Origin of the sequence: Cohnella cellulosilytica (assembly GCF_042431195.1) — a bacterium.
GTDB classification, from domain to species: Bacteria; Bacillota; Bacilli; order Paenibacillales; family Paenibacillaceae; genus Cohnella; species Cohnella cellulosilytica.
In genome coordinates this window covers 300,404-318,705 of sequence record NZ_JBHMDN010000012.1, presented here as the reverse complement: position 1 = coordinate 318,705, position 18,302 = coordinate 300,404, and the positions used below count along the sequence as shown (strand labels likewise).

17 protein-coding genes are annotated in these 18,302 nt (G+C 58.3%); all 17 read left to right on the top strand.

Features of this window, described 5'->3' with window-relative positions; translation table 11 throughout:
- Window positions 1–653 precede the first annotated feature (653 nt).
- Window positions 654–2,234 (top strand): anthranilate synthase component I, encoded by a 1,581-nt coding sequence (gene trpE, locus ACFFT4_RS09820; protein WP_378047178.1) that lies wholly within the window; start codon window positions 654–656, stop codon window positions 2,232–2,234.
- 21 nt (window positions 2,235–2,255) lie between these two features.
- Window positions 2,256–3,302: an anthranilate phosphoribosyltransferase gene (gene trpD, locus ACFFT4_RS09815; RefSeq protein WP_378047176.1), complete on the top strand. Its 1,047-nt coding sequence runs from the start codon at window positions 2,256–2,258 to the stop codon at window positions 3,300–3,302.
- Complete coding sequence (gene trpC / locus ACFFT4_RS09810; RefSeq protein ID WP_378047174.1) at window positions 3,292–4,098, top strand: indole-3-glycerol phosphate synthase TrpC; 807 nt, start codon at window positions 3,292–3,294, stop codon at window positions 4,096–4,098. The genes trpD and trpC overlap by 11 nt, the downstream gene beginning before the upstream one ends.
- Complete coding sequence (locus tag ACFFT4_RS09805; RefSeq protein ID WP_378047172.1) at window positions 4,095–4,787, top strand: phosphoribosylanthranilate isomerase; 693 nt, start codon at window positions 4,095–4,097, stop codon at window positions 4,785–4,787. Before trpC ends, ACFFT4_RS09805 begins: the two co-directional genes overlap by 4 nt.
- Window positions 4,784–5,989, top strand: a complete 1,206-nt coding sequence (trpB, locus tag ACFFT4_RS09800) for a tryptophan synthase subunit beta (RefSeq protein WP_378047171.1) — start codon at window positions 4,784–4,786, stop codon at window positions 5,987–5,989. Before ACFFT4_RS09805 ends, trpB begins: the two co-directional genes overlap by 4 nt.
- Window positions 5,986–6,819: a tryptophan synthase subunit alpha gene (gene trpA, locus ACFFT4_RS09795; protein WP_378047170.1), complete on the top strand. Its 834-nt coding sequence runs from the start codon at window positions 5,986–5,988 to the stop codon at window positions 6,817–6,819. The genes trpB and trpA overlap by 4 nt, the downstream gene beginning before the upstream one ends.
- A 148-nt stretch (window positions 6,820–6,967) precedes the next feature.
- A complete protein-coding gene (hisC, locus tag ACFFT4_RS09790) occupies window positions 6,968–8,065 on the top strand; it encodes a histidinol-phosphate transaminase (RefSeq protein WP_378047168.1) in 1,098 nt (365 codons plus the stop codon).
- Between the two features lie 4 nt (window positions 8,066–8,069).
- Window positions 8,070–9,206: a prephenate dehydrogenase gene (locus tag ACFFT4_RS09785; protein WP_378047166.1), complete on the top strand. Its 1,137-nt coding sequence runs from the start codon at window positions 8,070–8,072 to the stop codon at window positions 9,204–9,206.
- A 169-nt stretch (window positions 9,207–9,375) separates the two neighbouring features.
- Window positions 9,376–10,221, top strand: coding sequence for an STM4015 family protein (locus ACFFT4_RS09780; RefSeq protein WP_378047164.1), 846 nt, complete (start codon window positions 9,376–9,378; stop codon window positions 10,219–10,221).
- Between the two features lie 2 nt (window positions 10,222–10,223).
- A complete protein-coding gene (locus tag ACFFT4_RS09775) occupies window positions 10,224–11,441 on the top strand; it encodes an STM4014 family protein (protein WP_378047163.1) in 1,218 nt (405 codons plus the stop codon).
- Window positions 11,414–12,214, top strand: coding sequence for an STM4013/SEN3800 family hydrolase (locus ACFFT4_RS09770; protein WP_378047161.1), 801 nt, complete (start codon window positions 11,414–11,416; stop codon window positions 12,212–12,214). The genes ACFFT4_RS09775 and ACFFT4_RS09770 overlap by 28 nt, the downstream gene beginning before the upstream one ends.
- Before the next feature lie 15 nt (window positions 12,215–12,229).
- Window positions 12,230–13,570: an STM4012 family radical SAM protein gene (locus ACFFT4_RS09765; RefSeq protein ID WP_378047159.1), complete on the top strand. Its 1,341-nt coding sequence runs from the start codon at window positions 12,230–12,232 to the stop codon at window positions 13,568–13,570.
- The gene (locus tag ACFFT4_RS09760) at window positions 13,567–14,469 is read left to right on the top strand and encodes an STM4011 family radical SAM protein (protein ID WP_378047158.1); all 903 of its coding nucleotides are present in this window, start codon (window positions 13,567–13,569) and stop codon (window positions 14,467–14,469) included. Before ACFFT4_RS09765 ends, ACFFT4_RS09760 begins: the two co-directional genes overlap by 4 nt.
- Window positions 14,436–15,032, top strand: a complete 597-nt coding sequence (gene cysC / locus ACFFT4_RS09755) for an adenylyl-sulfate kinase (RefSeq protein ID WP_378047157.1) — start codon at window positions 14,436–14,438, stop codon at window positions 15,030–15,032. Before ACFFT4_RS09760 ends, cysC begins: the two co-directional genes overlap by 34 nt.
- A gap of 1,400 nt (window positions 15,033–16,432) precedes the next feature.
- The gene (locus ACFFT4_RS09750) at window positions 16,433–17,029 is read left to right on the top strand and encodes an RNA polymerase sigma factor (RefSeq protein ID WP_378047192.1); all 597 of its coding nucleotides are present in this window, start codon (window positions 16,433–16,435) and stop codon (window positions 17,027–17,029) included.
- A complete protein-coding gene (locus ACFFT4_RS09745; protein WP_378047155.1) occupies window positions 17,026–17,622 on the top strand; it encodes a hypothetical protein in 597 nt (198 codons plus the stop codon). Before ACFFT4_RS09750 ends, ACFFT4_RS09745 begins: the two co-directional genes overlap by 4 nt.
- The gene (locus tag ACFFT4_RS09740) at window positions 17,619–18,227 is read left to right on the top strand and encodes a histidine phosphatase family protein (protein WP_378047153.1); all 609 of its coding nucleotides are present in this window, start codon (window positions 17,619–17,621) and stop codon (window positions 18,225–18,227) included. The genes ACFFT4_RS09745 and ACFFT4_RS09740 overlap by 4 nt, the downstream gene beginning before the upstream one ends.
- Window positions 18,228–18,302 lie beyond the last annotated feature (75 nt).

The window sequence follows — 18,302 nt, the reverse complement described above, 5'->3', positions numbered from 1 at the left end:
CTGGAGGATAAGCTCTCCTACTACTGGGTTGGGCTAAAGGTAGGATACGATTATGAACTGAAGCGATGTGTTGACTATTTGAATCAATCAGCCGATCGTCTGGACGATTGCGAACGAGTGATCCTGCAAAGAGCAATTTACAGCTAGAATAAAAAGTGGACATCCCTTATTAAGTGAAGGTTGATAATAACCATATAAGGGAGAGGAGCAGGCATGGAAAGAAACTTCTACAGCGAAGAATTTAAGAAAGAGATGGTCAGGTACATGCTAGAGCAGAATAAAACGATGCTTCTTGATCGAGACTCTTGGAGAGGATTACCAAATAAAAATCAGCTGGTAAAGAAATCGGAGTATGGAACTGGAAGAAGTCTTATGCATTGACGACAGTCTGAAGCGATGGTATAGTGTATTCATTAAGCAGAGCGGAACGGCCGGCCACAGGGACGGCAACTTACGCGGATGCGAGCGAAGCAGAGTTGAGATCAGATGAGCGGAGTTGCCGTATTCGACACGCGTTATGATTTTGTCATACGCATGGCGGAAGTCGGTCAACCTAATCTTGTCTATGAACGCATCTCTGCGCGCAGAGGTGCTTTTTTGATTTTCGGCGCAGACGGCGCGATACGGCCCAAGCCGACGGGGGAGAGATAACGATGGATCAGCGGGAGCTTCAGGAAATTAAAGCAATGGCGGGACAGTACAACGTCATTCCGGTCGTGCGCAAGCTGCTGGCCGACACGGAGACGCCGATTCGGGTGTTCCAGCATCTGAGCAGGGACAAACGGGCGTTTCTGCTGGAAAGCGTCGAGGGCGGCGCGAAGTGGGCCAGATATTCCTATATCGGCACGGACCCGTTCCTCGTGCTCAAGCTTAAGCACAACGCGCTGACGTTGGAGGAGAACGGCAAAGTCGAGTCGCATACGACGACGGAGCCGCTGCAGCTGCTCAGAGAGAAGCTTCGAGGCTACCGCAGCCCTGCGCTGCCCGAGCTGCCTCCGTTCACGGGCGGGGCGATCGGATTTTTCGGTTACGACCTGCTGCAGTATTACGAGCGCAAGCTGCCGCCGCATAAGGAAGACGACCTGAACATGGACGATATGCAGTTTATGTTCTGCGATCTGGTCATCGCGTTCGACCACTTCAAGCAGCACGTGCTCGTCATCGGCAACGTCCACATCCCGGAAGGGGCGAGCGACGCGGCCATCGAAGCCAGTTACCGGGAGACGCTTAACGCCATCGACGATACGATCCGCAGAATCCAGCAGCCGATTCCGGTGCAGCCGTCGAGGAGCACGCCTCCGCAGGACCCCGAGCTGGGGGAGATTTCCTCGAACCTGACGAAGCAGCAGTTTATCGACAACGTGAACCAGGCCAAGGAGTACATCCGGGCCGGGGACATTTTCCAGGTGGTGCTCTCCCAGCGGTTCCACATCGAGACGGAGGTCGATCCGCTCCACGTGTACCGCGTGCTGAGAACGATGAATCCGTCGCCGTATATGTACGTGCTGAAGCTGGACGACGAGGTGATCGTCGGCACGTCGCCGGAGCTGCTCGTTAAAGTCGACAACGGCAAAGTGGAAACCCGCCCGATCGCCGGCACGAGGCCTAGAGGAGGTACGCCGGAAGAGGACGCGGAGCTCGAACGCGAGCTGCTGGCCGACGAGAAGGAGCGGGCGGAGCACGTCATGCTCGTCGATCTGGGCCGCAACGACCTGGGCAGAGTGTCCACGTTCGGCACGGTCAAATGCGACACTTATATGGAGATCGAACGTTACTCCCACGTCATGCACATCGTCTCGAACGTTACGGGCGAGCTGCGGCCGGACAAAGACTTCTACGACGCCTTCCTGTCGTGCTTGCCGGCGGGCACCGTCTCCGGAGCGCCGAAGCTGCGGGCGATGGAGATTATCGCAGAGCTGGAGAACGAAGCGAGAGGCGCTTACGCGGGAGCGATCGGGTATCTCGGCTTCTCCGGCAACTTGAATACGTGCATTACGATTCGGACGATCATATTCAAGCACGGCAAAGCGTACGTGCAGGCCGGGGCCGGCATCGTCTGGGATTCCGTTCCGGAGAACGAGTATTTGGAGACGCAGAACAAAGCCAAAGGAATGCTCAAGGCGATCCGCGCGGCGGAAGCGGCGTTCCCTCCGGCGGGCGCGGCCAAGCGGAGCGCCAGCGACTTCTCGCCCGTGCTGGCGGGAGACCGGCGGACGAATCTGGATTACGACTAAACGAGAGGGGATGCGAAAAAGATGAGCGAAACGATCGCGATCAGCTTGCCTCAGGCGCTCTCCAGGCTGCTGAGCGGGGACAACTTGACGAGGGAAGAAGCTTTTGACGTAATGACGACGATCATGAAAGGCGAAGCGACACCGGCGCAGATCGGCGGCACGGTTGTCGCGCTGCGCATGAAGGGCGAGACGCCGGACGAAATTCTCGGCTTCGCGGAAGCGATGCGGGCGCTCTCCAACCGGGTTGCGACGGAGCGCGAAGATCTGCTCGACACGTGCGGAACGGGCGGCTCCGGCGTGCACAAGTTCAACATCTCGACGGCGTCGGCGATTATCGCTTCGGCGGCCGGAGCAAGAGTCGCCAAGCACGGGAACCGCGCGATGTCCGGCAAAGCCGGCAGCGCGGACGTGCTGGAGGCGCTTGGTGTGAACATTAATCTGACGGCGGAGCAGGCCGCCGAATGTCTGGAGCAGACGGGCATCTGCTTTATGTTCGCGCAGCTCTATCATCCGGCTCTGAAGTATGCCGCGGCTCCGCGCAAGGAGCTGGGAGTCCGCACCATCTTCAATATGCTCGGCCCGCTGGCCAACCCGGCGAGGGCGGATCGCCAGATGATCGGCCTGTACGACCGCTCCCGCACCTCTACGGTCGCGGAAGTGCTGTCCGGGCTGGGCTTAAAGCGCGCGATGGTCGTCGGCAGCCACGACGGCCTGGACGAAATCAGCGTCTCGGCGCCGACGCAGGTGTCGGAGCTGCGGGACGGCGAGGTCGTCACTTACGACATTACGCCCGAGGAGATCGGCCTGTCGACCGTTTCCCTGAAGGCGGTGCAGGGCGGCAACGCGATGGAGAACGCGCAAATTATCCGCCGCGTGCTCGGCGGAGAGAAGAGCGCTTACCGCGACATCGTACTGGCCAACGCCGGCGCGTGCATCTACGTCGCTGGGCGCGCCGACTCGCTTAAGGACGGAGTGACCGCGGCGGCGGAGACGATCGCGTCCGGACTTGCCGCCGATAAATTGCAGCAATGGATTGCCACGACGGGAGAGCTGAGCCATGTTTCTTGACCGGATTGTCGCTACCAAGCTCCAAGAGGTAGGGACGCTTAAACAAACGCTGTCGCTGTCCGAAGCGGAGAGGCGGATTGCGGAGCTGGCGGCATGCCGGGGCTTCGAGCGGGCGCTGGTCGGCCGCAATCGCCCGGTCGGCCTGATCGCGGAAGTGAAGAAGGCGAGCCCGTCCAAAGGGCTGATCCGCCCGGATTTTCATCCCGTCAGCCTGGCGCAGGCGTACGAGCGCGCCGGAACCGACTGCATCTCCGTGTTGACGGACGTCGATTATTTCCAGGGCAGCAACGCTTACTTGACGGAAATCCGCAAGCAGGTTAAAGTGCCTTTGCTGCGCAAGGATTTTACGGTCGACGAGCGACAGATATACGAGGCGAGGCTGATCGGCGCGGACGCGATCCTGCTGATCGCGGCGATCCTGACGCCGAAGCAGCTCTCGGATTTCCATACGCTGGCGCGCGATCTCGGCCTGGACGTGCTGGTGGAGGTGCATAACCGTCCGGAGCTTGAGACGGTGCTCGAATTCGGCCAAGCGACGCTGATCGGCGTCAACAATCGCGATTTGAAAACGTTCGTCACCGACCTGAGCGTCACCGAGCAATTGATCGGCCTGATGCCGTCCGGCGTCGTCGCGGTGAGCGAGAGCGCGATTGCGACGACGGACGACGTTGCTTACGTCCGCAAGGCGGGCGCGCAGGCCGTCCTGATCGGCGAGCATTTCATGCGCCAGCCGAGCGTCGAGGACGCGGTGAACGAGCTGCTCGGACCGGCCAAGAGAGAAGGCGCGGCGCTATGACGGCGGAAAGCCGCGACGCGAACGGGAAGCCCCCGCTCGTGAAAATATGCGGTATTAAAGAAGAAACGACATTGCGGGGCATGGCGGGGCTGAGGGTCGATTATATCGGCTTCGTGTTTGCCAAGAGCCGCAGACAGGTGACGCCTGAGCGGGCGGCGCAGCTTCGGGAAGCGTCCCGGAGCGTTGCGATGGCGGGCGGCCAGCCGCCGCTTACGGTCGGCGTGTTCGTCAATCCGACGCTGGAGCAGTTGGAGCAGACGCTGGCCGTCGTCCCGCTCGATGCTGTGCAGCTGCACGGCGACGAGACGCCGGAGTTCGCGCGGGAAGTGCGCGAGCGGCTGAACGTCGACGTATGGCGGGCTTTGCCGGTGCAGGACGAGGACGATCCCTCCGCAGGGGCCGCGCATCTGGAGACATACGCGGGAGCCGTGTCCACCGTGCTGCTGGATACGGCGGGCGGGGGAACCGGGCGGACGTTCCGTTGGGACGTCATTCCGGCTTATCGGCGGGCGGCGGCAAGCAGCGGGCTCAGACTGTTCGTCGCGGGAGGCTTGTCCCCGGATAACGCGGACGAGCTCGTCGCGGCCTACCGGCCCGACGGCGTCGACATCTCCAGCGGCGTGGAGACCGACGGAGCGAAGGACAACGGCAAAATCGCCGCATTCGTAGAAAGGGTGAACAACGCATGAGTCAAGTACCGGATCAGCACGGACGCTTCGGTCCGTTCGGCGGAAAATACGTTCCGGAAACGTTAATGAACGCCTTGATCGAGCTGGAGGACGCGTACCGGAAGTATAAGGACGACCCGGAGTTTCTGGAAGAGGTCCGTTATTTGCTGAAGCAATATTCCGGCCGGCCGACGCCGCTGTATTACGCGGAGAGGCTGTCCGAGCATCTCGGCGGCGCGAAAATTTATCTGAAGCGCGAGGATTTGAACCACACCGGCGCGCACAAGATCAACAATACAATCGGTCAAGCGGTACTGGCGAAGCGGATGGGGAAGAAAAAGGTGATCGCCGAGACGGGCGCGGGCCAGCACGGCGTCGCCACGGCGACGGTAGCCGCCCTGATGGGGCTCGAGTGCAAGGTGTTCATGGGCGAGGAGGACACGAAGCGCCAGCAGCTTAACGTATTCCGCATGAAGCTGCTCGGCTCCGAGGTCGTCCCGGTTATGTCGGGGACGCGCACGCTCAAGGACGCTTGCAACGAAACGCTGCGCTATTGGGTCAGCCATGTCGACGATACGTATTATATTCTCGGCTCGGTGACCGGACCGCATCCGTATCCGATGATGGTTCGCGACTTCCAGCGCATTATCGGCCTGGAATCGCGGGAGCAGATTCTTGAAGCGGAAGGCCGTCTGCCCGACGTCGTCGTGGCGGCGGTCGGAGGAGGCAGCAACGCGATCGGCATGTTCCACCCGTTCATCGAGGACAAGAGCGTGCGTCTTCTCGGCGTGGAAGCGGCCGGCCGCGGCGTCGACACCGAAGAGCATGCGGCCACGATGACCAAGGGCCGTCCGGGCGTATTCCAGGGCTCGATGAGCTATGTGCTGCAGGATGAAGGCGGCCAGGTGCTGCCGGCGCATTCGATCTCCGCGGGGCTTGACTATCCGGGCATCGGACCAGAGCATGCGTATCTCAAGGACTCCGAACGCGCCCAGTACGTGCCGATTACCGACAAGGAAGCGCTCGACGCGCTGTCGACGCTGTCCCGCATGGAAGGCATCATTCCGGCGCTGGAATCGGCGCACGCGATCGCGCAGGTGCTGAAAATCGCTCCGATGATGGGCAAGGACGAGATTATCGTCGTCAGCCTGTCGGGCCGCGGCGACAAAGACGTGGAATCGATTATGTCGTATCTGGCGACAGAGGAGGGACAGCCGTTATGAGCGCGACGAATGCGATCGACGCCGTATTCGCGAGCCTGAAGGCAAGCGGAGAGACGGCGCTCATTCCGTTCATTACGATGGGGGATCCCGACCTGGACACGTCCGTCGCTCTGGTGCAGGCGGCGGAGGAAGCGGGAGCGCATATGGTCGAGCTGGGCGTTCCGTATTCGGACCCGCTGGCCGACGGTCCGGTCATTCAGCGGGCGTCCGAGCGCGCGCTGCGCAACCGGATCGGCCTGCTCGACTGCATGGCCGTCGCTTCCAAAGCCCGGGAGCGCGGCGTGAAAATGCCCTTCATTTTATTTACTTATTTTAACCCGGTGCTGCAGCTTGGGCTTGAGCGCTACTTCGCCCTGCTTCAGGAACACGGCTTCAGCGGGATGATTATTCCCGACCTGCCGCTCGAGGAGGATGCGGAGGTTCGCGCCTTGGCGGAAGCAAGCGGCATTCACTTGATCCCGCTCGTCGCTCCGACGTCGGAGGCCCGGGTCGAGCGAATCGCCGCCAGAGCGCAAGGCTTCGTCTACTGCGTCTCCTCGCTTGGCGTCACGGGCGTGCGTTCCACCTTCCACGAGGGCATCGACGCGTTCCTCGCTTCGGTGCGCCGGGCGTCCAGCGTGCCGATCTGCGTCGGCTTCGGCATCTCCAGCCGCGAGCAGGCGGAACGGTTCGCCGGCCAGTGCGACGGCGTGATCGTCGGCAGCGCCATCGTGCGGCAGATCGAAGAAGCGCTGCCGCTGCTTGCTTCCGGGGACGCTTCCGAGCGGGAGCGGGGCCTTCGGGACGTACGCGAGTTTATCGCCGAGTTGAAGCCGCGCGTCACGGCCTGATTCTTTTACGGAAAAAAAGCGTACAGACATCTGTACAGCACCGCGTTGGTGTGTCACAATAGAAGCACTATAATCTTACGGAGCGACTGGTGCCCCGCCGCGGCGGAGCATGCTGCGCTCCGTTTGCCGTATCTCAGGAGGGACAACGATGCAACCGAAACCGAATATTGTCCACTTGCCGGTCTATCAGCCGGGCAAGCCGGTAGAAGACGTGAAGAGAGAATTGGGCTTGACCGAGGTCATCAAGCTGGCATCCAACGAGAATCCGTATGGCTGCTCGCCGAAAGCGAAGGAAGCGATCGCCCGCGAGCTCGAAAATATGAGCATTTACCCGGACGGAGCCGCCGTGGAGCTGACCAACGCTCTGGCCAAGCACCATGCGGTGAATCCGGATCAAGTTATTTTCGGAGCGGGCTCCGACGAGATCATTCTGATGATTTGCCGCGCGTTCCTGCAGCCGGGGGACGAGACGGTGATGGCGGACCAGACGTTCCCGCAATACAAGCACAATGTGACGATCGAGAACGGGAAGTCGATCGAGGTGCCGCTGAAGGAAGGCACGCACGACCTCTATTCGATGCTGGAGCGGGTGAACGAGAAAACGAAAATCGTCTGGATCTGCAACCCGAACAACCCGACGGGAACGATCAATACGGCGGACGAGGTCGAATGGTTCCTCTCCAAGGTGCCGGGACACGTGCTTGTCGTGCTGGACGAAGCTTACTGCGAATACGTCGACGATCCTTCCTTCCCGGACGGATTGAAGCTGCTGCAGAAATACCCGAACGTGATTCTGCTCAGAACGTTCTCCAAAATTTACGGACTCGCTTCGCTGCGTATCGGCTACGGCATTGGACGCCCGGACGTTATCCGCAGCATCAATCAGGTGCGCGAGCCGTTTAATACGTCCCGGATGGGGCAGGCGGCTGCGCTGGCGGCGCTGCAGGACGAAGCATTCATCTCGTTCTGCCGCGAGGAGAACAGGAAAGGGATCGCCTTCCTTAACCGCGCGTTCGAGGAGCTGGGCTTAAAGGCTTTCCCGGCCCACGGAAATTTCATTATGGTCGACGTGCAAAGACCGGGCCAGGACGTGTTCGAGGCGCTGCTGCGCAAAGGCGTTATCGTAAGAGCGGGACATCAGCGCTATCCGACGAGCGTTCGGATTACGGTCTGCAGCCAGGAGCAGAACGAGAAAGTCATCGCCGCTCTGACCGCGGTGCTGCAAGAAATCGCGGTAAAGGTGTGAGGGTATGAGCGGGGAGTTTAGCGACTTTACGGATTTCGACGCCGCGAATCCGATCCGGATCGCCGTGTTCGGCGTCGGCCTGATCGGCGGCTCGCTGGCGCTGTGCTTCAAGGGCAAGCCCGGCGTCCATATCGTCGGCCATTCGGTGAATCCGGCGTCGATCGAGAAATATGTGGCGCTGGGCGTCGTCGATACGGCTACGACCTCCCTGGAGGAAGCGGCGAAGGACGCGGATTTTATTTTTCTGTGCGTGCCGGTCGGGCGGCTGGAGGAATACGTGGACGAGCTGTCGCGTCTGCCGCTTAAGCCGGGCTGCATCATCTCCGACGTGGGCAGCACGAAGGCGTCCGTCGTACGCCATGCCGACAAGCTGGGCTTGAGCGGCGCCGTCTTTATCGGAGGACATCCGATGGCGGGCTCTGAGCGCTCCGGCGTCGAAGCGGCCAGCCTGTACTTGCTGGAGAACGCCTATTACGTGCTCACGCCGACGGCGAGTACGCCTCCCGAATCCGTCGGCAAGCTGGAGCGGCTGCTCAAGCATACGCGCGCGCACATCGTCAAGACGGACGCCGTTCAGCACGACGACATCGTCGGCGCGATCAGCCACCTGCCGCATATGATCGCCGTAGCGCTCGTCAATCAGGTTGCCGGCTATAACGAGTCCAACGAGTTGTACATGCGGCTTGCTGCGGGCGGTTTTCGCGACATTACGCGCATCGCTGCGAGCGATCCGATCATCTGGCGCGATATCCTGCTGAGCAATCGCGACGTGATGCGGAAGCTCGTGCGCGACTGGCAGGACGAGATGGAGCGTTTCGCCGCGCTGCTGGAGCGGGAGGACGGCGAAGGCATCGCCGAGCGGTTCCGCTCGGCCGGGGCTTTCCGCAGCCAGCTGCCGGAGCGGCGCAAAGGCATGATCACGCCGCTGTTCGAATGCTACGTCGACGTGCCGGACCATCCGGGCATCATCGGCAAAATCGCCACCGAGCTCGGCCAGGAGAAGATCAACCTGAGCAACCTGCAGATTATCGAGAGCCGGGAAGACGTGCCGGGCATTATGCGGCTGTCTTTTAAGCAGGAGGACGACCTGGATCGGGCAACGTCGCTGCTGAAATCGCTCAATTACGAAGTTCATATGTAATCCGTTCGTTAAGGAGCGTTCCTTAGCTGCGCATCATCGGCTTGTGCCGATTTTGCCGCGGCGGGGACGCTTTTTTTGCTCGTGCGCAGGACAGTCCAATTTGAAATTTCCCTATCGGGCTCTTATAATGAACGAAGAATTCGCACTCATCCGCGCAGGAGGGATCGTTATGTCCGAACGCAAACTGTTTGTCGATTACGATCAATACGAGAAGGGAACCAAAATCGTAGATTTAATAGAGAAGCTGGCCGACAGCCCCGAGAGCTTGCAGCTTGAAAGTCTCGTCATCGGGGACTGGGGCGGCGCGTACGAGAACGATTCCAGCGAAGCGGTCGAGGCGCTTGTTCGCTTGAAGGACCGTTTCCCGCAGCTGCGCAGCTTGTTTATCGGCGATATGTCTTACGAAGAATGCGAAGTCTCCTGGATCAACCAATCCAATATCGGTCCGATTCTGACCGCTTATCCCGAGCTGAAGTCCTTGACGATCAAAGGAAGCACAGGTCTCGGCCTCGATCTGGCCCGCCACGACAAGCTGGAGGAGCTTGTCATTATTTGCGGCGGATTGGGCAAAGAGGTTATCGCCAGCATCAGCGAAGGCAGCTTCCCCAACCTGAAAAAGCTGGAGCTGTATTTGGGCGTCGAGGACTACGGCTTTGACGGCAGCCTGGAAGACATACTCCCGCTGATTGAGCCCGGCAAGTTCCCTCAGCTTGCTTATCTCGGCCTCAAGGACAGCGAAATTCAGGACGAAATCGCCATTGCCGTCGCCAACGCTCCGATCCTCGACCAATTGCATACGCTGGATCTTTCCATGGGCACCTTGTCGGACCGGGGGGCCGAAGCCCTTCTGCAGAGCGAGAAAATCAAGAAGCTGGAGTTTCTGGATTTAAGCCATCATTACATGTCCGATAAAATGATGAAGCGTTGGCAGCAGTCGGGCATCAAAGCGGATATCAGCGATCATCAAGGCGACGCCGACGAAGAGGATTACCGCTATCCTTCCCTGACGGAATAGCGATGAAAGCGATGATCCTCGTCGGCAATTCCGGCAATAGGAGAACAAACGGGCTGCAGGCGGCAAGAGCGAGGCTGGGGCTGCCCCCGGCCTTGGTTCTGGATTATATCGATCTGCTGCAGGGACGGGCGTCGTTGCGTTCGCTTGTCGGGCGGTCGCGGAGTACGACGGATGAACCGCCGCTGCTGCGGATTGACGCGCCGGGGGAGCATTTTGAAGTCGAACGCGAGCTGATTGCGCTGGGCGCATCCGATTCGGATCACCCCGACTTAAGCGACATCGACGATCGCTGGCTGAAGACGGAGGACCAGGAGCCTTTTCAGCCCGTCTCGTCCCGGACGGCTCGCAGCATGAAGGAAATCAGGGGCAAGCTGTATCATCCTTCTCAATGGTTTCGTGGGTACTGCCGGCTGTTGTCGCTCCTGGAACGGGAAGCCGGACAATTGTGGCGTGCGCCGTGTTGGATGAACGCTCCCGAGGAGATCGCGGCAATGTTCGACAAGCGGCATACGCATCGGGTCCTGTCGTCGGCCGGATTGCCGGTCCCGAGGAGATTGGCCGCCCCGGAGGCGCTCCCGAATTACGAAGCGCTGCGCGAGGTTATGGATGGCGAAAGGGTGCGCCGGCTGTTTGTTAAATTGGCGACAGGCTCGGGAGCCTGCGGCGTGATTGCTTATCAAGTAAACCCGATTACGGGGGCGGAGTCGGCGGTGACGACCATCGGCGTCGAAAACTACGCCTCCCGGCCTCCGTTGTTTTATAACGTCAAGAAGCTGGTGAACTACACCGAGCCGCGTTCCATCCGTCAAATCGTCAATTGGCTTTTGGGGCATGGCGCTCATGTGGAGCAGTGGATTCCCAAAGCCGCATACCGGAATCGCACGTTCGACATTCGGCAGCTTGCGGTGTCCGGCCGAGCTTGTCACAGCATTGCCCGGGCAAGCCAGACGCCGATCACGAATTTGCATCTCGACAGTCAGCGCTTGAGCTTGGAGGAGGCAGGGGTGTCCGACGAGCTGCGGGCAGTCGTTCGTCAGTGCGCCGAACGGACGTCGGCGGCGTTTCCGCGCTCCGCCGTGGCCGGCATCGATATCTTGTTAAGCAGCGGTTCTTATCGGCCCTACGTGCTGGACGTGAATCCGTTTGGAGATTTGCTCTATAATTGCTATTACGAAGGATTGGATCCTTACGAATGGGAAATGAAAATAGGTTCAACATGAATGAAATCGTCGGCAGCCACGATCTGCTCATGATCACATTGGATACGCTGCGCTACGACGCGGCCGTCATGGAGGAGATGAACTGTCCGAATCTGTGCGGCGGCGGCCATTGGGAGCTGCGGCATACGCCGGGCAGCTTTACCTATGCGGCGCATCACGCCTTCTTTGGCGGATTTCTGCCGACTCCGGCGACAACGGACAAGTCGGAGCACGTGCGCTTGTTTCATTCGAAGAATACGGGCTTAAAGACGCATCCGTACACCTGGCAATTCGATTCGACGGATCTCGTATCCGGACTGCAGGCGGAAGATTATCGTACCGTTTGTATCGGCGGCGTTATCTTTTTCACCAAAAAGGTTCCGCTGGCCAAAGTGCTCCCCGGTTATTTTCAGGAAAGCTATTGGCGAATGGCCTTCGGCGTGACGAACCCGCGCTCGACCGAGCATCAGGTCAATCATGCGATCAAGCTGCTGCAAAATACGGATCAGGCTCAGCGCCTGTTTCTGTTTATGAACGTGTCGGCGATTCACGGACCGAATCATTATTTTGTGCCGGGAGCGAAAGTGGACTCGGTGGAGACGCAGCGTGCGGCGCTCCGGTATGCGGACGGCGAGCTTGGGCGGTTGTTCCAGGCCTTCAGGGAGCGGGAGCGTCCCGTATTTTGCATGGTGTTCTCCGATCACGGCACCGCTTATGGCGAGGATGGCTATCACGGGCATCGGCTGGCGCATGAGGTCGTGTGGAACGTGCCTTATCGGGAATTTATTTTGTAAGGGGAGGGGATTGGGATGAGCCATGTGGACAGCTTGCGCAGTTGGAAGGATCATCTGATCTCGGAGCCTTATCGCTCTTACCTGTACTCTTATCCTCACAAAACGGCCTACCGAACGCTGGAAACGAAGCTGCCGCTTGCCGAGCTGTGGAGCCGCGAGCTGGCGGATACGTTCTTTTTATATATGCATATTCCTTTTTGCGGAGCGCGCTGCGGCTTCTGCAATCTGTTCACTTTGCCCGACAAGAGAGCCGATGTGCATGCCGAATATGTCGATGCGCTGGCCAGACAAGCGGAACAGTGGGCGCCGTTCATTCAGAGCAAGCCGATCGCCAGGTTTGCCATCGGCGGCGGAACGCCGACTTTGCTCGCGCCCGATCAGTTGGACCGGTTGTTTCATATCGCCCAGCACGTCATCGGCATGGACCCGTCTCAAGCCTCGATCTCGGTAGAAACGTCTCCCGAGACCGTAACGCCCGAGCGTTTGACCATTTTAAAAAGCAGGCAAGTGGATCGGGTCAGCATGGGCATTCAAAGCTTTGTCGCGTCCGAAGCGGAAGCGATCTATCGCCCGCAGAAGCCGCAGGAGGTGGAAAGGGCGCTGGAGCTGCTCAAGCAGCGGCAATTCCCGATTCTGAATCTGGATTTGATCTACGGGCTTCCCGGTCAAACCCTCCAATCCTGGCTGTATTCGTTGGAGCGGGCGCTGTCTTACGAGCCGGAGGAAATCTTTATCTATCCGCTGTACACGCGCGAGCATACGATTGTGAAGCCGGAGCAGATCCGGAAGAGCGGCGAGGACCGGCGGCTGGAGCAGTATCAGGCGGCGCGGGAGAAGTTGCTGGCGCAGGGGTATACCCAGTATTCGATGCGCAGGTTCGCCAAAGCGGAGGCCGGTTCGGACAAAGCGCTGCTGTCGTACGGCTGTCACGACGAAGGCATGATCGGGCTCGGCTGCGGCGCGCGTTCTTACACGAACTCCGTCCATTATTCCTCGCGCTACGGCGTAAGCCGCTCCGCTACGGCAAGCATTATCGCCGATTACGTCGCTGCGACCGATTACACCTGTGCCGATTATGGCATTGTGCTCGGCAAGGACGACCAACGGCGCCGCTTTATTCTGAAGTCGCTGCTTCATACGGAAGGCTTGGCGCTGGACAGCTACGCAGAGCGGTTCGCAGCGCCGGCTCTCGCCGATTATCCCGAGCTGAATCTGCTGCTGGATACGGAGCTGGCCGCGATCGAGGGCGGGGCGCTGCGGCTGACGCCGGAAGGGCTGATGTATTCCGACGCGATTGGCGACTGGTTCATCTCGCCGGAAATCCGGGCGCTTATGGAAAGCTGTGTCGTCTCATGAACGCGACGGTTTATTTTCGCGGGAGCTTAAGCTCCTGCAATTACGACTGCCCGTATTGCCCGTTCAGCAAAAACATCGACAGCCGGGAAACGTTGGCCAAAGATCGTCTGCAGGTTCAAACCTTTGTGAATTGGGTAAGAAATCAAGCGAAGAACGGACATCGGTTGTCCGTGTTTTTTAATCCTTACGGCGAAGGGCTCACGCATCGCTGGTACAGGGAAGCCATGATTGAGCTGTCGCATATGCCGCACGTTCGCAAAGTCGCAATCCAAACCAACCTGTTCGCCAACCTCGATTGGACGGCCGAGCTCAATCCGGCGACGGCTGCATTTTGGGCCACCTACCATCCCGGTCAGACGCAGGAAGCGCGATTTTTGCGGCAATGTCGTGAACTTTATGGGCGGAAAATTCCGTTTAGCGTAGGCTGTGTCGGCGTCAAGAGCGCGTTTGGTCCGATTTCTTCGATCAGGGAGGCGCTGCCGGAGGAGGTCTATTTGTGGGTGAACGCTTTTAAAGATCAGGCCGATTACTATTCGGACGAAGATCTGGCATTTTTAACCCGTATGGACCCCCATTTCGCGCTGAATGCGCAAAATTATGACAGTCTGGGCAGGTCGTGCCGCGCCGGGCAGCAGGTGTTTTACGTTCAGGGAGACGGCCGCGTGAAGCACTGCTACAAGGATCGTCAGGTGATCGGGAATTTGTACAGGGACGGCCTGGAGGGAATAGCCCAAGAGCGTCCGTGCCGCATGAAGCAATGCGATTGTTATATTGGCTATATCCATATGGAAGGGCAGCCGTTCGAATCCGTTTACGGAGTCCGCGTGCTCGAACGAATCGCTTTGTTGCAGAGGGGGAGCCGCAGTTGGGATTGCGCGCATTGGCCGGGCCAGGAGTAGAGACAGGGTTAACGGGGCTTTCCAGCTTGGGGAGGACGACAACAATATGGTTGACGGGACTTCCCTGCTCCGGGAAAACGACAACGGCATTGGCTCTTACGACAGCGCTTCGGGAAAGAGGCGTTAAGGTCGAATGTCTGGATGGCGACGAGCTTAGACGCAAAATTGGACGCGAATTGGGGTTCGGCAGGGAAGATCGCTTGGAAAACATTCGCCGCGCCGTCTACGTCAGCAAGCTGCTGAACCGCAACGGGGTTACGACGGTCGTCTCGATGATCGCGCCCTTTGCGGAAATGCGCGAATACGCCAGGGCCGAGTTGGATTCCTATGTTGAAGTGTACGTGCATTGTCCGTTAGAGGAATGTGTTCGCCGAGATGTCAAAGGTCTGTATGCAAAAGCGATTAAAGGCGAGATAACGGCCTTCACCGGAATTTCCGACGTTTACGAGCCGCCGACCCATCCGGAAATCACCATCCATACGCATATCAACCCGGTCGAGTCCAATGTGCGTCACATTTTAGACTACCTGCTGCACACCGACTCAAACACAAATGGGAGCTAACTGGCTCACATCGGCTCAAGTAACAAATAGAGGCTAACTGACGCACATTGGCTCAAGTAACAAATGGGGGCTAACAGGTGCATATCGACTCAAGTGACAAATAGAGGCTAACCGGCGCACATCGGCTCAAGTAACAAATAGAGGCTAACTGACGCACATTGGCTCAAGTAACAAATGGGGGCTAACTGTTGCATATTGACTCAAGTAACAAACAGAGATTAAATGGCGCACAATTGACTAATCCAATAGCAGTTAACTGGGTGGTGAGGGGGCTCCGCGTTTGAGGGAGTTCGTGTTTACAAATGAAGTTGGGAGCGTCTACAGGGTTTCAGGTACGGGCGATAAGCCCGTCGTGCGGTCTTATGAGCTCGGATGGGGCCCGGGAGTAGAGAATAAGCCCGTCGTACGGTCTTATAAGCCTGGATGAGACCGGAGTGTAGAGAATAAGCTCGTCGCACGATCTTATGAGCTCGGATGAGGCCCGGGTGTAGGAGATAAGCCCGTCATGCGATCTTATACGCCCAGATGTGGGCCGAGTGCAAGGGATAAGCCCGTCGTACGGTCTTATGAGTCCGCCCCCTGGAACGTCGAGGTACGCAGATGCCAATATAAGAAGAAGCACCTGACTCACATACAAGGTGTAGGCTGAAAAATGGACAAAAAAAACCACCCCGGAGGGTGGCTGCACATTGTGCAAGGATTGGATAGGAGTGGAGAGAAACCATACTGTACTTTTATTATATGTATTCGTTTTCATTTTGTCAATAAGCGCTTTCATTTTATTTTTAAGCGGTTTCAAGGGGAGGGAATCGAGGTTGCGTGCGATAAATCGGAACCGTAAGTTACTTCAATATGGGTTCGGTAGCAGGGGACGAGAAGCCGTACACGATTTCAAGCGGCATACAATAACGGTGATTCCCCAATCTGCACGCAGATCCGAGGCGGCAATTAGCGGCGATCCCAAATACGCACACAGATCCGAGGCGGCAATTAGCGGCGATCCCAAATACGCACACAGATCCGAGGCGGCAGTTAGCGGCGATCCCGAATACGCGCACAGATCCGAGGCGGCAGTTAACGGTGTTAACGGAGATCCCCAATCCGCGCGATCCTCCATTGCGGGGAATTCGATGCCGCAATTCTGCACGTTTGCCGCAGGCGAGGCATATATTCATTCGAGCGAATGAAAAATATAGCCGATCGTCCGACATTTTTGAGAAATTTTTAAGCCCACAAGGGGCTTTGGCTGTGTTACAATAGCATATAGTATATGTAAAATACTGGCTTGTAAACATTCAATGCGCCTTCGAGCGCAACTTTTTCGTTTTTGGCCGGTACAATGATGATAGAACGCCGGCTGCGAACGTTCACCCTGAACAGGGGGAGGGTCGCGGGAAATGATGACCGATTCCCAGTTGATACGGGAAATCAAGGACGGTAACGTCGAATTATACTCGATGCTGATGGGGAGATATCAGAAGAAGATCCTTTCTTTTGTCTACCACATGCTGAAGAGCGCCAAGCTGGTAATTTTGGCGGAAGATTTGTGTTCCGAAACGTTCTACAAAGCCTATCGAAGCTTACACTCCTTCCGGGAAGTGGATGCGTCCTTTTCAACATGGCTTTATACAATTGCACGCAATACCGTCCTCAGTGAACTGCGCAAGCAGAAAGCGGCGCACCTGTCACTGGACGACTCCACATACATACCAGCCGCTCCTTTGGAAGAGGCGCCCGAGCAGCGATTGCTGCGCAGCGAGAAGGTTTCCATGGTAAGAGACGCGATCAACAGCCTGCCCGAGAAGCAGCGTTCCGCGCTCATTCTCAGAGAGTACGACGGAATGGATTACCAGGAGATCGCCAACATTCTCGGACAGACGGTCAGTTCCGTCAAATCGTTGCTATTTCGGGCCCGGGCCAGCGTGAAGACGCAATTGGAATCCTATTTTGCAGAACCGGCCATGATGAAGGAGTACGAGGAGATGAAGCTGCGATGAAATGCGAAGAAGCCGCGGAATGGTTCGGAGTTTACCGGGATTTGCCCGAAGATTCCGCCGATAAGCTCGCCGTGGATTTGCACGTGCAAAGCTGCAAGGACTGCGAAGAGGAGTTTCGCATCTGGGAAGAGAGCGCTCTGCTCATCCACGAGCTGCCGCTGGACGGAGATCAGGACGACGTGCCGATCTCTCCGGCCCAGATTAATCAGAAAGTAATGGACCGCATCTACACTGAGCAAAGCTGGTACATGCCGGCTACGCGGCGGACGTACGCCTTCTCGTTTCTGTTCCGGAAACGGGTGGCGGGCGTGCTGGCGGCGCTGCTCGCGCTGTTCGTCTGCGGTTTTCTATATGCTGCGTTCGGCAACGGGGGAATGAGCGACAAGTTTGCCGGCAGGGAATCGGCCAACGCGTTTGCCGCGAGCCATCAATATGGGAACGATATTCGGCTGGATATCCCCGTTGCGAGCTTAAGCGACCCGATTATTCTCAACGTGTCTCCCGCGGTGCCCGAGTATTGGATCGCCTTCTCGATTGTCGGAATGATTATGACGCTGCTGATTCTGAATTGGTTTTCCAGGGTGCGCTCATGAACGAAGCTGTACGAATCGGTTGGGTCCGTCACGGCATCACGGAGTGGAATCAGCGGGGGCTTATCCAGGGCGTAACCGATATTCCGCTTAGTCCGGAAGGCTTGCGGCAAGCCGGGCTGCTGGCCGAGCGGCTGCATCGGGAGAAGGACCGGTGGGACGGCGTTTATTGCAGCGACCTTCAGCGCGCCGAACGGACCGCGGAAATTTTGGCAGCCCGGCTCGGCATACCGCTTGTTCGGGACGCGAGGCTGCGGGAAAGATCGTTCGGCGAAGCGGAGGGCACGACGTTGTCCGAGCGGCTCGAGCGATGGGGCGAGGACTGGAGACGGCTTGTGCCCGATCAGGAGAGCGACGATTCGGTGCGGGAGCGGGGCCTGGCTTTCGTTCGCGAGCTGGCGGAGAAGCATCGGGGAGAAGCCTGGCTGGTCGTTACGCACGGCAGCTTCCTCGCGAGAATACTGCAGGCGCTCTGCAAGGGGCTGGACGACTCACACCTGCTCAACGTGTCCTTGACCGTGCTGGAGCGGCAGGGGGACGAATGGGAGCCTTTGCTTCACAATTGCACGAAACATTTGACGGAAGAAGAGACGTTGATTCATCCATAACGGGAAATATCGCGGCAGAGCTGTCCTCAGGGGCGGCTCTGTTTTCGTAAACGAAGGGTCCCATCCTTAAGGCGA

What these genes read in the sequence shown, in the direction of transcription:
- trpC (WP_378047174.1), top strand. Translation starts at nt 3,292, where the DNA reads ATGTTTCTTGACCGGATTGTCGCTACCAAGCTCCAAGAGGTAGGGACG.
- ACFFT4_RS09740 (WP_378047153.1), top strand. Translation starts at nt 17,619, where the DNA reads ATGAACGAAGCTGTACGAATCGGTTGGGTCCGTCACGGCATCACGGAG.
- ACFFT4_RS09775 (WP_378047163.1), top strand. Translation starts at nt 10,224, where the DNA reads ATGAAAGCGATGATCCTCGTCGGCAATTCCGGCAATAGGAGAACAAAC.
- hisC (WP_378047168.1), top strand. Translation starts at nt 6,968, where the DNA reads ATGCAACCGAAACCGAATATTGTCCACTTGCCGGTCTATCAGCCGGGC.
- ACFFT4_RS09780 (WP_378047164.1), top strand. Translation starts at nt 9,376, where the DNA reads ATGTCCGAACGCAAACTGTTTGTCGATTACGATCAATACGAGAAGGGA.
- ACFFT4_RS09760 (WP_378047158.1), top strand. Translation starts at nt 13,567, where the DNA reads ATGAACGCGACGGTTTATTTTCGCGGGAGCTTAAGCTCCTGCAATTAC.
- ACFFT4_RS09785 (WP_378047166.1), top strand. Translation starts at nt 8,070, where the DNA reads ATGAGCGGGGAGTTTAGCGACTTTACGGATTTCGACGCCGCGAATCCG.
- trpD (WP_378047176.1), top strand. Translation starts at nt 2,256, where the DNA reads ATGAGCGAAACGATCGCGATCAGCTTGCCTCAGGCGCTCTCCAGGCTG.
- ACFFT4_RS09770 (WP_378047161.1), top strand. Translation starts at nt 11,414, where the DNA reads ATGGGAAATGAAAATAGGTTCAACATGAATGAAATCGTCGGCAGCCAC.
- ACFFT4_RS09750 (WP_378047192.1), top strand. Translation starts at nt 16,433, where the DNA reads ATGACCGATTCCCAGTTGATACGGGAAATCAAGGACGGTAACGTCGAA.
- ACFFT4_RS09745 (WP_378047155.1), top strand. Translation starts at nt 17,026, where the DNA reads ATGAAATGCGAAGAAGCCGCGGAATGGTTCGGAGTTTACCGGGATTTG.
- trpE (WP_378047178.1), top strand. Translation starts at nt 654, where the DNA reads ATGGATCAGCGGGAGCTTCAGGAAATTAAAGCAATGGCGGGACAGTAC.
- ACFFT4_RS09765 (WP_378047159.1), top strand. Translation starts at nt 12,230, where the DNA reads ATGAGCCATGTGGACAGCTTGCGCAGTTGGAAGGATCATCTGATCTCG.
- trpB (WP_378047171.1), top strand. Translation starts at nt 4,784, where the DNA reads ATGAGTCAAGTACCGGATCAGCACGGACGCTTCGGTCCGTTCGGCGGA.
- ACFFT4_RS09805 (WP_378047172.1), top strand. Translation starts at nt 4,095, where the DNA reads ATGACGGCGGAAAGCCGCGACGCGAACGGGAAGCCCCCGCTCGTGAAA.
- trpA (WP_378047170.1), top strand. Translation starts at nt 5,986, where the DNA reads ATGAGCGCGACGAATGCGATCGACGCCGTATTCGCGAGCCTGAAGGCA.